Origin of the sequence: Sphingobium sp. B2 (genome assembly GCF_007693735.1) — a bacterium.
In the GTDB taxonomy this organism is placed as follows: Bacteria; Pseudomonadota; Alphaproteobacteria; order Sphingomonadales; family Sphingomonadaceae; genus Sphingobium; species Sphingobium xenophagum.
This window is the reverse complement of record NZ_VDBZ01000001.1, coordinates 2,401,717-2,416,098: the sequence shown is the minus strand read 5'-3', so window position 1 is coordinate 2,416,098 and position 14,382 is coordinate 2,401,717. Positions and strand designations below refer to the sequence as shown.

The 14,382-nt window shown below is 64.4% G+C and carries 16 protein-coding genes; 4 read left to right on the top strand and 12 right to left on the bottom strand.

From position 1 onward, the window contains the following. Positions 1-3: 3 nt before the first annotated feature. The 6 genes from dut to FE851_RS11715 all read right to left on the bottom strand — a co-directional run bounded on the left by dut (position 4) and on the right by FE851_RS11715 (position 4,750). The gene (dut, locus tag FE851_RS11745; protein ID WP_019054529.1) at positions 4-459 is read right to left on the bottom strand and encodes a dUTP diphosphatase; all 456 of its coding nucleotides are present in this window, start codon (positions 457-459) and stop codon (positions 4-6) included. Further along, complete coding sequence (locus FE851_RS11740; RefSeq protein WP_145202630.1) at positions 434-1,711, bottom strand: bifunctional phosphopantothenoylcysteine decarboxylase/phosphopantothenate synthase; 1,278 nt, start codon at positions 1,709-1,711, stop codon at positions 434-436. Before FE851_RS11740 ends, dut begins: the two co-directional genes overlap by 26 nt. Next, positions 1,708-2,055: a DUF86 domain-containing protein gene (locus tag FE851_RS11735; protein WP_019054527.1), complete on the bottom strand. Its 348-nt coding sequence runs from the start codon at positions 2,053-2,055 to the stop codon at positions 1,708-1,710. Before FE851_RS11735 ends, FE851_RS11740 begins: the two co-directional genes overlap by 4 nt. A 2-nt stretch (positions 2,056-2,057) precedes the next feature. After that, on the bottom strand, positions 2,058-2,354 hold the full coding sequence (locus tag FE851_RS11730) for a nucleotidyltransferase family protein (protein ID WP_019054526.1): 297 nt from the start codon (positions 2,352-2,354) through the stop codon (positions 2,058-2,060). Continuing rightward, on the bottom strand, positions 2,351-3,892 hold the full coding sequence (gene ubiB, locus FE851_RS11725; protein WP_145202620.1) for a 2-polyprenylphenol 6-hydroxylase: 1,542 nt from the start codon (positions 3,890-3,892) through the stop codon (positions 2,351-2,353). Before ubiB ends, FE851_RS11730 begins: the two co-directional genes overlap by 4 nt. 126 nt (positions 3,893-4,018) lie before the next feature. After that, positions 4,019-4,750, bottom strand: a complete 732-nt coding sequence (locus tag FE851_RS11715; protein ID WP_145202610.1) for a class I SAM-dependent methyltransferase — start codon at positions 4,748-4,750, stop codon at positions 4,019-4,021. An 82-nt stretch (positions 4,751-4,832) separates the two neighbouring features. Between FE851_RS11715 and mutM the strand changes: the two genes are divergently transcribed. The 4 genes from mutM (at position 4,833) to FE851_RS11695 (ending at position 8,528) form a co-directional block, all read left to right on the top strand. Further along, the gene (gene mutM / locus FE851_RS11710; RefSeq protein ID WP_145202606.1) at positions 4,833-5,645 is read left to right on the top strand and encodes a bifunctional DNA-formamidopyrimidine glycosylase/DNA-(apurinic or apyrimidinic site) lyase; all 813 of its coding nucleotides are present in this window, start codon (positions 4,833-4,835) and stop codon (positions 5,643-5,645) included. A gap of 118 nt (positions 5,646-5,763) precedes the next feature. Further along, positions 5,764-6,027 carry a 30S ribosomal protein S20 gene (gene rpsT, locus FE851_RS11705; RefSeq protein ID WP_017180993.1) on the top strand — a complete coding sequence of 88 codons (264 nt, stop codon included), beginning with the start codon at positions 5,764-5,766 and terminating at the stop codon, positions 6,025-6,027. A gap of 431 nt (positions 6,028-6,458) precedes the next feature. Continuing rightward, complete coding sequence (gene dnaA / locus FE851_RS11700; protein WP_145202603.1) at positions 6,459-7,859, top strand: chromosomal replication initiator protein DnaA; 1,401 nt, start codon at positions 6,459-6,461, stop codon at positions 7,857-7,859. A gap of 87 nt (positions 7,860-7,946) precedes the next feature. Beyond that, positions 7,947-8,528 (top strand): peptidylprolyl isomerase, encoded by a 582-nt coding sequence (locus tag FE851_RS11695; RefSeq protein WP_145202600.1) that lies wholly within the window; start codon positions 7,947-7,949, stop codon positions 8,526-8,528. Here the strand turns inward: FE851_RS11695 and FE851_RS26125 are convergent. The 6 genes from FE851_RS26125 to secB all read right to left on the bottom strand — a co-directional run bounded on the left by FE851_RS26125 (position 8,506) and on the right by secB (position 14,356). Then, positions 8,506-8,676 (bottom strand): hypothetical protein, encoded by a 171-nt coding sequence (locus FE851_RS26125; protein WP_165418701.1) that lies wholly within the window; start codon positions 8,674-8,676, stop codon positions 8,506-8,508. The two genes, FE851_RS11695 and FE851_RS26125, sit on opposite strands and share 23 nt — an antisense overlap. Then, on the bottom strand, positions 8,673-9,899 hold the full coding sequence (locus tag FE851_RS11690; protein ID WP_145202597.1) for a dicarboxylate/amino acid:cation symporter: 1,227 nt from the start codon (positions 9,897-9,899) through the stop codon (positions 8,673-8,675). Before FE851_RS11690 ends, FE851_RS26125 begins: the two co-directional genes overlap by 4 nt. A 400-nt stretch (positions 9,900-10,299) precedes the next feature. After that, positions 10,300-10,956, bottom strand: a complete 657-nt coding sequence (locus FE851_RS11680; RefSeq protein ID WP_130751964.1) for a DUF4136 domain-containing protein — start codon at positions 10,954-10,956, stop codon at positions 10,300-10,302. A 154-nt stretch (positions 10,957-11,110) separates the two neighbouring features. Continuing rightward, positions 11,111-12,115, bottom strand: a complete 1,005-nt coding sequence (gene trpS, locus FE851_RS11675; protein ID WP_107124718.1) for a tryptophan--tRNA ligase — start codon at positions 12,113-12,115, stop codon at positions 11,111-11,113. 7 nt (positions 12,116-12,122) lie between these two features. After that, positions 12,123-13,709 (bottom strand): murein biosynthesis integral membrane protein MurJ, encoded by a 1,587-nt coding sequence (gene murJ / locus FE851_RS11670; protein WP_107124719.1) that lies wholly within the window; start codon positions 13,707-13,709, stop codon positions 12,123-12,125. Between the two features lie 140 nt (positions 13,710-13,849). Continuing rightward, complete coding sequence (gene secB, locus FE851_RS11665; RefSeq protein ID WP_145202594.1) at positions 13,850-14,356, bottom strand: protein-export chaperone SecB; 507 nt, start codon at positions 14,354-14,356, stop codon at positions 13,850-13,852. Between the last annotated feature and the right edge of the window lie 26 nt (positions 14,357-14,382).

Genomic DNA, 14,382 nt, shown 5'->3' with positions numbered 1-14,382 from the left:
GTATCACACTCCTGTCGAACCAAAGCCGCCCTGTCCCCGCGCGGTATCGTCCAGCATATCGACCTCGGTGAAGCTGGCAAGCTGCACCGGGGCGACGACCAGCTGGGCAATGCGGTCGCCGCGCTGGATGGGGAAGGGGGTATCGCCCAGATTGATGAGGATGATCTTCAATTCGCCGCGATAGTCGGCGTCGATGGTGCCGGGCGTGTTGGGCAGGCTGATGCCATGCTTGAGCGCCAGGCCGGAGCGGGGGCGGACCTGCACCTCATAGCCTTCGGGAATTGCCATCGCAAAGCCCGTGGCCACGGCATGGCGTCCGCCCGGCGGCAGCAGCAGTTCCTCCGCCGACACCACGTCCATGCCCGCCGCATGGGCAGTGGCATAGGCAGGAACCGGCAGGCCCGCGCCATGAGGCAGGCGCTTGAGCTGAATTTCAATCGGAGCGAGGGGTGAAGACATCGGTGACCTTTGCGATTAATTTGTCTGCGACCTCGCCCTTGGGCAGGGCAGGCCAGGTTTCGATGCCGGACGTGGTGACGATCTGCACCGTGTTGGCGTCACCGCCCATCACATCGCCCGACACGTCGTTGGCGACGATCCAGTCCGCGCCCTTGCGCGCCAGCTTGGCCTGCGCATGGCCCGCGATATTCTGGGTTTCGGCGGCAAAGCCGATGAGCAGCGCGGGGCGCTGTGCGTGACGGCCAAGCGTCGCAAGAATGTCCGGGTTTTCGACCAGCGCCAGCGGAGCGGGCTGGCCGGAGCCATCCTTTTTCAGCTTCTGGTCGGCCGCGTCCGCTGTGCGCCAGTCGGCGACGGCGGCGACCATGATCGCGGCGTCAGCGGGCAGCGCCTGTTCGACGGCGCTCAGCATCTCGCGCGCGGTCTGCACGTCGATGCGGGTGACGCCTTCGGGCGTGGGCAAATGGACCGGGCCAGCGATCAGCGTCACGCGCGCACCGGCCCGCGCAGCGGCGGCGGCGATGGCAAAGCCCTGCTTTCCCGACGATCGATTGGCGATGTAGCGCACCGGGGCGATCGGTTCGTGCGTGGGGCCGGCGGTGATCAGGATATGGCGACCGGCCAAATGAACGCCATTCGTTTCGAGCGCAGTCGAGAAGCGCTGCGCGCCCGCCGCAAAATCCGGCTGCCCGGACAGGAGATCATCCCGCTTGGGCAAGGCCAGCAGCCGCTCCACCTCCGCGACGATCCGCTCAGGGTCGGGCAGTCGCCCGGTGCCATATTCGCCGCACGCCATCTCGCCATCGTCTGGCGTCATGATATGGACGCCATCGGCCCGGAGCCGCTCCAGATTGCGCTGGGTCGCGCGGTGATGCCACATCCGCACATTCATGGCAGGCACCGCCAGCACCGGCTTGTCGGTCGCCAGCAACAGGGTGGTGGCGAGGTCATCGGCAATGCCGTTCGCCATCTTGGCCAATATATTGGCGGTTGCTGGCGCGACCACGACCAGATCGGCCTGTCGGCTCAATTGAATATGGCCGATTTCCTGTTCGTCCTTCAGGTTGAACAGGTCGGTAAAGACCGGATTTTCGGTCAGCACCCCCAGCGACAGGGGCGTCACGAATTGCTGCGCCGACTCCGTCAGCACCGCCCGCACGCTCACCCCGCGCTTGCGCAGCAGGCGGACGAGTTCGAGCGACTTATAGGCCGCGATGCCGCCGGAGATGATGAGGAGGATGCGAGGGGTCATTCGATGAGACTATCCAGTTCGGTACGGCACAGCGCCTGGAGTGCGTCCAGTTTGGTCGTTGCCGTGTCCCATATGCGCCAGGGTATGATCGCTGGATAGTCGTGGCTGATAACATTGCGCATCTGGTAAATAGCGGCCCATGGCAGGGCTGGGTGCCGCGCCTTGATGTCCGCAGACAGCTTATGGGCTGCCTCGCCAATATGGAGCAGACGAAAGGAAGTCAGGTCGATCTCATCCTGATCGCGCAGGAATGCCTCTTCTGTCACCCTCGTCAACCGACGGCGGATATGGTCGATGAGTTCGACGATCAACTCCAGTCGATCAATGTCGCGATTGAGAGCCACGCTCAGAAGATAGCCACCATGTCCGATTCCGCCGCTGCGCGGATTCGGGGTCTCATCGCGACACGCTCGACGAGATCGACCGGACATTGCGTGAAGTCTGCGAGCCGCAACTGCACGTCGATAAATTCGAGCAGGCCCATCCGGCTGTTGCTGTCGATCTCGCACATCAGATCAATGTCGGAATCCGCGCGCGCATCGCCCCGCGCCACGGAGCCGAACAAGGCGAGCGAAGTAATCCCCGCAGCGCGCAGTTCGGCCTCATGCGGCTTGATCCGGGCAATGGCTTCCTCGCGGGTCATAGCGATGAAGATAATAGCAATGTCGCCCCGACGCCAGCGGCCGCAGCCAGCACCGCCACCAGGGCGTAGCGCCAGCCGCCGTCCACGCGGATCAGCTTCACTTCGGTCAATGGCGGTGGAGGCGGTGCGCCGCCCTTCTCCGGGAAGGCGTCCTCGATCCTGCGGATGAGGCCGGGCAGGCGTTGCAGGGTGCGCCAATTTTCGATCAGCGTGTCGGCGACCTTCGCCTCCGGCCCCAGTTCGTCGCGCAGCCAGTTCTTCACATAGGGGCCGCTGGTTTCCCACAGGTTGATGTCGGGATCTAGCGATGTCGCCACCCCTTCGACCATCACCATCGTCTTTTGCAGCAGCAGCAGGTGCGGCTGGGTCTGCATGTCGAAATCGCGGGTGATGGCGAACAGGCCGTCCAGCATCCCGCCGACCGACAATTCGCGTACCGGCTTGCCGCGCATCGGTTCGCCCACCGCGCGCAGGGCGGTTGCGAACTCGGCGATATTATGATGGGCGGGCACATATTGCGCCTCGAAATGGATTTCGGCGACGCGCTTGTAATTGCCGGTGATCAGCCCGTAGAGAATTTCCGCCAGCCACATGCGCGCGCGCCGGTCGATCCGCCCCATGATGCCGAAATCGATCGCGACGATGTCGCCATCGGGACAGACGAACAAATTGCCCTGATGCATGTCGGCGTGGAAGAATCCTTCCGCGATCGCCTGCCGCAGGAAGGCGTTGACCAGCCGCGCGGCCAGCGCGGGCAGGTCATGCCCCGCCGCGATCAACGCTTCGCGATCGGCAATCTTGATGCCATCGATCCAGGCCATCGTCATGACCTTGCCGGTCGTGCGATCCCAATCGATCGCGGGCACGCGATAGCCCGGTTCGGCAACCATCGCTTCGGCCAGTTCCGACGCGGAGGCCGCTTCCCGCCGCAAGTCCAGTTCGCGCGCGGTCCAGCGCTTCATATTGGCGATGACCAGGCGCGGGCGTAGCCGGGCGATCTCGCCGCCCAGCTGCTCGACATGAGCCGCCGCCCATTCATAGGTCTGTATGTCGCGGTTGAACTGGTCGATGACGCCGGGCCGGATCACCTTGACCGCGACGTCGCGCCCGTCGGTGGTCAGCGCGCGATGGACCTGCGCGATGGAGGCCGCGCCGACCGGCTGTTCATCGAAGCGGGCGTAGATCTGCTCCAGCGGCTTGCCGAAACTCGCCTCTATCTCGGCCCGGATCGTGGCGAAGGGAACCGGCGGCAGCGCGTCCTGCAGGCGTAGCAGATCCAGCGCGGCGGCCTCTCCCACCAGATCGGGGCGGGTCGCCAGCGTCGGGCCCAGCTTGATCGCGGCAGGGCCGATCGACTGGAACGCATCGGCATAGCGCGGCTGTTTGGGCACGCGCGCGCCGAAACGTGCCAGCCGCACCAGCCGCCGCACGGGCGCGGGCGTCAGCGGATCGCGCTCGATCCCGCGCAACGCGCCATGACGCGCCAAAGTGCGGCCCCATTTCAGGAGCCGCCAGATATGGGTGATGTGGGCGGTCATATTATTTCCTCCCCTCCTCTTTAGGGGAGGGGCCGGGGGTGGGGGCGTGCCGGATGGCGCAGCGTGCGGGGATGGCCCCCACCCCAACCCCTCCCCTGAAGGGGAGGGGCTTTGTCGGCGCGGCCATCAAATCTTCCAGCCCGAATGGATCGCCACCAGCCCGCCCAGGATCGGCTCGACCTTCGTGTTCACGAACCCGGCATCGCGAATCATGCCCTCGAACTTGGGCATGGGGGGGAAGCGGCGGATCGATTCGATCAGATAGCAATAGCTGTCGGCGTCATTGGCGAACAGCTTGCCCAGTTGCGGAACCAGCTTGTGCGAATAGACGTCATAGACATCCGAAAAGCCCGGCCAGGTCGTCGTGGAAAATTCCAGGCAGAAAAACCGCCCGCCAAATTTGAGTACCCGATGGGCTTCGGCCAGCGCCTTGTCGATATGGGTGACGTTGCGGATGCCAAAGGCGATCGTATAGGCGTCGAAACTGCGGTCGGCGAAGGTCAGTTCCTCCGCATTCTGTTCCGACCAGATCAGGCCATCCAACCCCTTTTTCTGCGCCCGCTCCATGCCCACGCCCAGCATTTCGGGGTTGATGTCTGACACGGTGACGTTGGCGCCATGTTTATGCATGCGAAAGGCGATGTCGCCAGTGCCGCCGGCCATGTCCAGTATCGCCTCATGCGGCCGGGGCTTCACCCGGCTGACGAACTGGTCCTTCCACAGCCGGTGCGCGCCCATCGACATGGCGTCGTTCATCAGGTCATATTTGCCCGCGACATTGGAAAAGACCGCACGGACCATGCCCTGTTTTTCGGCGGCATCGACGTCCCGATAGCCAAAGGATGCTGTTTCGCTCATGGGATGATCCTCTAGACAGAGATTGCGCGTCGTTCCAGCCAAGAAGCTGGGAATTGGGAACGGCTTTGCCTAGATGTCCTTCATGCCAGAGCTTCCCGAAGTCGAAACCACCGTAGCAGGCCTGCGATCCGTGCTGGAGGGTGCGGTTCTTGCCCGTGTCGAGCCGCGCCGGGCGGACCTGCGCTTTCCCATTCCCGTCGACCTGCGCCAGCGGCTGACCGGCGCGACGGTGACGGCGCTCACCCGCCGCGCCAAATACGGGCTGATCGCTACCGACCGGGGCGACATGATGATATTTCACCTTGGCATGTCCGGGCGCTGGCGGGTGGACCCTGCCGAAATCGGCACCCATGACCATCTGATTCTGGAAACCGGGGCGGGGCGGTTGCTGGCGCTCAACGATCCGCGCCGCTTCGGTTCGGTCGATCTGGTGCGCAGCGATGCGTGGGAAACCTATCGCCCCTTCACCCGGATGGGGCCGGAGCCGCTGGGGCCGGATTTCGACGCAGCGGCGCTGGCGCGTGCGCTCGATGGCAAGGCGACGTCGATCAAGGCCGCGCTGCTCGACCAGCGAATCGTGGCCGGGCTTGGCAATATCTATGTGTGCGAAGCGCTCAACATGGCGGGCATCGCGCCGACCCGCGCGGCGGGCAGGATCAGTCGGGCGCGCCTGGCGCTGCTGGTCGATGCGATTCGGGCGGTGCTTGGGGCCGCCATCGTCGCTGGCGGATCGACGCTGCGCGATTATGCCCGGCCCGACGGGGAATTGGGCTATTTTTCCAAGCAATGGCGCGTCTATGGCCGCGAAGGGGAGGCATGCCCATGTGGCGGCACGGTGCAGCGCCGGGTGGATGGCGGGCGATCGACCTTTTTCTGCCCGAAATGCCAGAAGTAGGATGCCGCCCACTGGTTGACGGCTGGAATGAACCGCTGTAAGGCGCGCACCTTCATGAGGCGGGTTGGCGAGTCCGACTGGTCTCTTTTCATATATTGACGAGAACCGAGGACTCTAAATGGCCAATACGCCGCAAGCCAAGAAGCGCATCCGCCGCAACGAACGTCGCGCTGCCATCAATGGCGCCCGCATCAGCCGGATCCGCACCCTGGTGAAGAAGGTGGAAGCCGCGCTTGCCACCGGTGACAAGGAAGCGGCCGCGACCGCGCTTCAGACCGTGCAGCCTGAACTGGCGCGTGGTGTTGCCCGTGGCGTGCTGCACAAGAACACCGCCGCGCGCAAGTTTGGCCGCCTGACCAAGGCTGTCAGCGCGCTCGGCTGAACCCGTCCGGGTCAGTAACGGTACAAAAAAGGCCCGCCCCCATCATCGGGGCGGGCTTTTTGTCGTTTCGCCACGTCCGTCACGGACCAGTCATAATGCAGACACGCGCATTTCCGGCGATTCGACGCATTGCAGCATAGTGGTAGCGATATAAATTATTGAAAAAGAACGATAATTTCATTGTCCTTCATTTTCCGCAGGTTTGCTGAGTCAACGGCTTTATTTCATTTTTTTGAATGGCCGCGCCCTTGATCCCACCCTGCACCCCTGTCTATTTTTGAAATCCGGCCGCCATCGAATCACCTTTTGGCGGTCGTCTTGTGACTGGTTGACGCATCATACTCGGCAAAGCGGGGGCTTTTCCGATCGGGTGTCGTGCGTGTTTTTTCCTGCCCATAACCGGGGGGCAGCGGGTAGGGTCGGCGAAGTCTATGAAGGATCATGCGTTAGTGACGGATTGGGAGGATGGAGAGGGACGCCAGGCTGATTCCGGCCTGGAGGCCGCCTGGGCCGCTATCCGTGCCGGGCTGCGCCGCGATATTGGCGCGCGCATGTTCGACCAGTGGTTGAAGCCGGTGCGGCTGGGCGACTATTGCCCCGAATCGCAGACACTCGACCTGCTCGTGGCCACCGATTTCAGTGCCAATTTCGTGTCCGGCCAATTTGGCGATCGGCTGCGCATGGCGTGGCGCGCGGCCAATGTCGGCGTGCGCGAAGTCCGCCTGCACCGTGCCGCTGATGCGACAGGTCCGCGCCTGCTGGAAGTTGTCCGGGTCGAGCCGACGGTTGCGCCCGCGCCGCAGCCGGTCGCCTCCAATTTTCAGCCGCGTCACGCCTTTGCCGACTTCGTCACCGGCGACAGCAACCGGCTCGCCTGCTCGGCGGCCCTTGCCATGGCGGGGGAGGCGGAACCGCGTTTCAGCCCGCTTTTCATCCATGGCGGGACCGGGCAGGGCAAAACCCATCTGCTCCACGCCATCGCCCGCGCCTTTTCCGATCATTCGCCCGCCGCGCCGGTCCTCTACATGTCGGCCGAACGCTTCATGGTGGAATTCGTCAACGCGATGCGCGCCAATGAAACCATGGCGTTCAAGGCGAAGCTGCGCGCAGCCCGCCTGTTGCTGATCGACGATATTCAGTTCATCGCGGGCAAGGGATCGACGCAGGAGGAATTTCTCCACACGATCAACGACCTCATCGATTCGGGCGCGCGCATCGTCGTGACGGCGGATCGTCCGCCCCAGCGGCTCGAATCGATCGACGCGCGCATCCTGTCGCGCCTTGCGGGTGGGCTGGTCGCCGACATATTGCCGGCCGATCTCGACCTGCGCCTCGCCATATTGGAGGCCAAGCGTGCCGTGGCGGGCGATCCGCCGGTCCCCGACGCGGTGATCGATTTCCTGGCCCGATCGATCCGGTCGAACGTCCGCGAACTGGAGGGCGCCTTCAACAAGCTGGTCGCCTATGGCCAGTTGACGGGGCGCGCGATCGACCTGGACTTTGCGCAGGGGATGCTGGCCGACGCCGTGCGCGCCAATGCCCGGCGCATCACGGTGGATGAAATCCAGAAGCTGTGCGCAGCCCACTACAAGATCGACGCGTCGGAAATGCGGTCCAAGCGGCGCGCCCGCGCCGTCGCCCGCCCGCGTCAGGTCGCGATGTATCTGGCCAAGAAGATGACGCCGCGTTCGCTGCCGGAAATCGGCCGTATCTTTGGCGGGCGCGACCACAGCACCGTCATCCACGCTGTCCGCACGATCGAGGGGCTGCGCGAAAGCAATCCCGACATCGACGCCGACGTGCGCGCGCTGCTGCGCCAGCTGGAGGGGTGATCGGCGCGCACAGGGCGTAGGTGGTTGTGTTCCCGCGCAGGCGGGAACACACTTTCGGATCGAGTATCGAGACCCTAGACTGAGGGCATGATTCGCGCCCTGCTTCTCTTCCTCGTCGCCCTCCTGCCTTTGCCTGCCATTGCGCAGGATGATGTGCGCGTCGCGCTCGATACGACGGCGGGGCGTATCGTGGTGGCTGTCCATGCCGACAAGGCGCCGATTACCGCCGCCAACTTCCTGGCCTATGTCGATGGCAAGCGTCTCGATGGCACGAATTTCTATCGCGGCGTCGGCGCGGCGGATTATGGGTTCGTCCAGGGTGGGGCGCAAAATGATCCCAAGCGACTATTGCCGCCGATCAAGCATGAGCCGACGACGCTGACGGGCCTGACCCATGATGATGGCGCGCTGTCGATGGCGCGCTATGCGCCAGGCAGCGCGACCGCCGACTTTTTCATCGTGCTGGGCAAGATGCCCGGCATGGACGCGCACCCGGAGGCGGCTGGCGACAATCAGGGCTTTGCCGTGTTCGCCCATGTGGTCGAGGGGCTGGACGTGGTAAAAGCCATACTGACCGCGCCCAAATCCGCGACCGCCGGGGAAGGGGTGATGAAGGGGCAGATGCTGGAAACCCCGGTGAAGATCCTCACGGCGCGGCGGGTGCCGTGATGGCGATCAGCAGATAGATCGCGAGAACCAGCGCGAAGGGCGCGAGGATAACTACCCAGAAGCATCCTTTCCCGCCGATCCGGCGGGCCAGATGTGCGAAGCCATCCCATATTGTTTCAAAGATCGTGCTGACAATCCAGTCGATCATGTTTCACCCTGCTGGTCCACAATCCGCGCTACCGCCATATCCGCCGTTACATTGCCGACGGTGCGGAAAATGTCAGGCACCGTTTCGACCGCCAGCAGCAGCGGCAGTGCCTCCACCGGCACGCCCATGGCGAGGCAAATGGGACCGGTGGTGGTGAAGAAGGTGATCTGGCTGGGCAGGCCGACCGCCGCCAGGCTAACGATCGCGGCGACCAATATCCCCATCACCAGTTGCGTCGGTCCCAGCGCCACGCCGTTCATCGCCGCCACATAAAGGGCGACGCCCAGATTGGCGGGCGGGCTGGTGATGCGGAACAGGGATATGGCAAGCGGCAGGACGATCGAGCGGCTGGTCTCTCGCACCGCCAGCGGCCCGTCGCTCGCCTGGATCATCGCGGGCAGCGAGGCGATCGAGCTTTGGGTCGAAAAGGCGATGGCCTGAGCGGGCAGGGCAGCACGCGCGAATCGGCCCGGTCCGATCCGGCCCAGCAGCACCGCCAACGGATAGACCAGCAGCGTCACGATGACGCAGATCAGCACGATGAAGCCGATATAATGGAGCAGCGCGCCAGCCGTCGCGAGGCCCGATCGCGCGCCAGCCACCAGCGCCAGCGCGAATACGCCAATCGGGGCAAGCCACAGCACCCAGCCGACAACGACCAGCAGCGCGTCAGCCATCGCCTCGAACAGGCCGGTCAATTGGGCGCGACGGGCCTCGGCGATACGGGTGACGGCAAAGCCGAAGATCAGGGCGAACAGCACCACCGCGACCACCTGGCCTTCAGCCGCCGACCGGATCGGATTGGTCGGGATGAAGCCCAGCAGCCATTGCGCGGACGGGCGCACGTCCGGCACCTGCGCTATTTCTTCCGCCCCGCTCAATGCGCCCACCGCGCCGGGCGGCACTGGCCACAGATGCAGCATCAGCGGCCCGACCAGCGCGGCGACGGCGGCAGAAGCGGTCAGCAATAGGGCGAACAGCAGGATCGCGCGCCCGGCCATGCCGCTGCTCCGCGCGGTCGTGGCCGCCTGCGCGATGCCCGTCACTAGCAGCGCGAAAATCAGCGGGATGAGCGGCATCTGAAGGCCATTGAGCCAGGCCGAACCGACCGGCTGCGCCAGCGCGACGACATCCCCCTCCCACGCGCCACCCCATTCGGTCAGCGCGATGCCCAGGCCCAGCCCCAGCAGCAGCGCGATCAGGATGCGGACGGTCAGGGACATAGGCTGGTTTCCTCCCGGCGCATCGGCGCGCGCCGACAGGCTAATGGTTGTTGCAGGCAGGATGACAGGAAAAAATGCGGATCGGCCCCGTTTGCGGCTTGGAGGCGGCGTTCGCTGCCAAAATGAACGCCCCAACGTCTTTCCGCACCTGGACAAAGATCATCCCCCCCTTGCAGGGGAGGTGGCTGGCCGGAGGCCAGACGGAGGGGTGTCGCGCTCTCGACAGGGCGATACCCCTCCACCACCGCTACGCGGCGGTCCCCCTCCACTTGCAGGGGAGGAATTTTTCATGCCGGGCTGGCAAAGCGCATGCCGCCAAAAAAAGAAGGCCCGGCCATCCGCATGGGATGACCGGGCCAATCGGGTCAGGCTGGGAGCCGCCCCGTAACTTGTGCCTGCCTCAGCTCTTTTTTTCGGGCGGCAGGGTGATCTTCACATCCTCGCCATTCTGGCCGGGGAAGTTGGTGAACATGGCGTCGATCAGGTTGGGGACGAGGTAGGTCAGCTTGTTCGACAGCGATTGCGCGCTGGCCTTCCCCTCGAACAGGCGGCGATTGTCGGCCGCGCGATCGATTTTGAGGCTCAGGTCGCTGGTATAGACGGTGTAGCTCGACACATCGTCGAACCCGCGGCCGCCGAACAGCCAGGGATCATAAAAGCCATAGCCCCACGGGCGACCCCAGCGGCCACCCCAGCCACCCCAGGGACCACCGCCCCAACCGCCATAGGGGCCGCCAAAGCCGGTCGAGCGCACCTTTTCACGGCCATTGTCGACATCATAGGCGACGCGCACGATAAGGTCGGCGCTGGCCGGATCGCCAGCCGCGACATAGCCGGTCTGGCTCAGACGCTGGCCGACCATCGCGGCATAATGGGAAAATTCAAGGCCACCAGCCAGTTGCGGATTGTCCGCGACGATGGTGAAACTCTGGCCAGCCGGGGCGGGGAGCTGTTGAAAGCGCGCGACGTCGGCCTTGAACGGCGTCGCGCAGCCAGAAAGCGCAGCCAGCGCCAGAGCGGGGGCCGCGAACATGCCGAACTTCTTGAAACGGGTCATTTTTCTGCGTCCTGTACCAGGCATGAAGCCTAATCAACTATGTGCGCGTTGCGATAGCAAAACGCAACTGAACATCATTTGAACGCACGAAGTAACCGAACGGGCGCAAAGCATGTTCTGTCGATTGAAGGACGTCGCCGACCCGCCAGACCCGTCAGCGCATCAGGCCCATCGCATCATAGGCCGCACGCAGCGTCGGCTCCGCCGCCGCCGCCGCCTTTGCCGCGCCCTTGTCCAGGATCGCGTCCAGCATCGCGTCGTCGGTCCGCAATTGCAGGAAGCGTTCGCGAATCGGGCGCAGCGTTTCGACCAGCACTTCGCCCAGCACAGGCTTGAACGCCCCAAAGCCCTTGCCGGCAAATTCGGCGCAGACCGCATCGGTCGTGCGGCCAGTCATCGTCGCCAATATGCCGACCAGATTGGTCGCTTCGGGACGCCCGGCCAGCCCTTCGGCAGTTTCGGGCAGCATGTCCTGATCGCTCTTGGCCTTCTTCACCTTGGCCATGATGGCATCGTCATCGTCGGTCAGGTTGATGCGGCTGAGATCGCTGGGGTCGGATTTCGACATTTTCGCCGTCCCGTCGCGCAACGACATGATGCGCGCCGATTCCTTGGGGATGATCGGCGCGGGCAGGGTAAAGACGTCCCTGCCGAAATCCGTGTTGAACTTGGTCGCGATGTCGCGGCACAGTTCCAGATGCTGCTTCTGGTCCTCGCCCACCGGCACATGGCTGGCCTGATAGAGCAGAATGTCGGCGGCTTGCAGCACCGGATAGACGAACAGGCCGACCGACGCGCCTTCGCGGTCCTTGCCTGCCTTGTCCTTGAACTGGGTCATGCGGTTCAGCCAGCCGATCCGTGCGGTGCCGTTCAGCAACCAGCACAGTTCGGCATGGGCGGGCACGCGGGCCTGGTTGAACAGGACGGATCGGTCGGGGTCGATCCCGGCGGCGACCAGCGCGGCGGCCATGTCGCGCACGTTGCGGATGCGCTGTTCGCGCCCCTCATGCACGGTGATCGAATGCATGTCGGCCAGGAAGAAGAAGCACTGGCTCTCTAAGTCCATCTCGTCCTGCATCTTCACCCAGTTGCGGATCGCGCCCAGATAATTGCCAAGGTGCAGATTGCCGGTGGGCTGGATGCCGGAAAGGACGCGCATGGATCGATTAACTCGCTTTGGGCGCACGGCGCAGGGCGCCACGCAATTCGCTGATACTATAGGCCCGGACGATCAGGGCCGCCGCCCCATAGACCAGACCGCCAATGCCGCACAACAGGCCAAGCGCGATGATGCGCTGCGTCACGCTGCCCGCCATATAGGGATCGACCAGCGGATTGAGCAGCAGCAGCGCCGCGCCCATGATCGCGCTGGCCAGGATGATGCGCAGCGCCTTGCCCCGGAAACGGGCATCCATGCGCAACTGGTCGCGGCGGTGGAGCAGCCAGTAGAGGACCAGCACATTGACCCAGGCGGCGATCGCGGTGGAAATCGCCACGCCGACATGACCGAATGGCCAGATGAGGGTCAGATTGCCGACCAGATTGAACAGCATGGAAAACACCGCGACCCGCACCGGCGTTTTCGTGTCCTGCCGTGCGTAGAAGCCGGGCGTCAGCACCTTGATCAGGACATAGGCGGGGACGCCAAGGGCAAAGGCGGCAAGAGCGCCCGCCGCGCCGATCGTGTCGTTGGCCGTGAACGCGCCATGTTGCAGCAGCCCGCGAATGAGCGGCGTCGCCGACAGGCACAGCGCGACGGCGGCGGGCAGGGCCAGGAACAGCGCCAGTTCCATCGCCCGATTCTGGGTATGGCTGGCCGCCTGCTCATTGCCAGACCCGATCTGGCGCGAAAGCGCGGGCAGGATGGCGGTGCCGACGCCGATGCCGATGAGGCCGAGCGGCAGCTGGTTCAGCCGGTCGGCATAATAAAGATAGCTGACCGCGCCCTGTGGCAGGAAGCGGGCGGCAAGGCTGGTCGAGATCAGCAGATTGAACTGGATCGCCCCCGCGCCCAGCGCCGCCGGGCCGATCAACGACAGCAACCGGCGCACCTGGGGCGAGAGGCGCGGACGCTGGAGCCGCAGCACTACGCCCGCCCGGCGACAGGCCCAGGTCAGCCATAAAAGTTGCAGCACCCCCGACACCGTGACTGCAATCGCCTGCGTATGCGCGGTTTCGATCGGGGTAGCGCCGCGAAAGAACAGCACGGCGCCGATCATGCACAGGTTCAGCAGCACGGGCGCGGCGGCATTCACCCAGAAACGGTCGAGCGAATTCAATATGCCGCCCAGCAACGACACCAGGCTGATCAGCGCCAGATAGGGGAAGGTGATGCGGGTCAGCGTGACGGCCAGGTCGAACTTGGCCGGGCCGCCATCGGGAAAACCGCCGGTCATTGCCCAGACCACCGGCGCGGCCAGCACCATCATGAGGCCGGTGAACAGGACCAGCACCGGGAACAGGATCGACAATATCTGCCCGGCAAAGGCGACCGCCGCCGCCTTGCCGCTGCCCGGCGCGTCCCTGTCCCCTTCCGCCATCGTCCGGTTGAACATCGGCACGAACACGGCGGCAAAGGCGCCTTCGGCAAACAGGGCGCGAAACAGGTTGGGCAGGCGCCAGGCGATCAGAAAGGCGTCCGACGCAAGCCCGGCGCCCAGAAAGCGCGCGACCAGCATGTCGCGCACCATCCCCAATATCCGGCTGATCAGCGTCAGTCCGCCGATGGTGGAGGTGGCTCTCAGCAGGCCCATGACAATATCTCCTCCACCCGTTCGCCCCCGATCGCGCGGGAGGGCAGGCTCTGAGCCTGTCGAAGGGCCGTCCTTTCTTGCGCAAGGACGGACAAGGCGTCGACAGGCTCAGCCCGAACGGAGGGTGAGTTCATACAGGCTCAGGCGTGGCCAGCAGGCTCGCCTGCGGTCGTTTCCATCTGCTGCGCCTGTTGCAGGTACAGTGCGCCAAAGTCGATCGGGTCGAGCAGCAGCGGCGGGAAGCCGCCGTCGCGGATCGCGTCGGCCAGCACGCGACGGGCGAAGGGGAAGATAAGGCGCGGCGCTTCGGCCAGCATGAAGGGCTGGACCTGATCTTCGGGCACATTGCGCATGCCGAACAGCGCGGCATAGAGCAGTTCGACGGCAAAGGCGGTGCCCTGCGGTGCGACGGCCTTGACCTCGATCTTCAGCGACACTTCCAGCACCTCGTCACCCACCTTGTCGGCGCCGATGTTGAACTGGACGTCGATCTGCGGCTGGTCCTGCCATTGGTAGCAAGCGGGCGCGTTCGGATTCTCGAAAGAGAGATCCTTCACATATTGGCTGATCAGCGCGATCTGCGGTGCGGTATCGGCGCCATTCATCTGGCTGTTCATGGTGAAATTGGTGTCGACTTCGTCGGCCATTGTCTGTCCTGGCTTTCCCTGTTGTC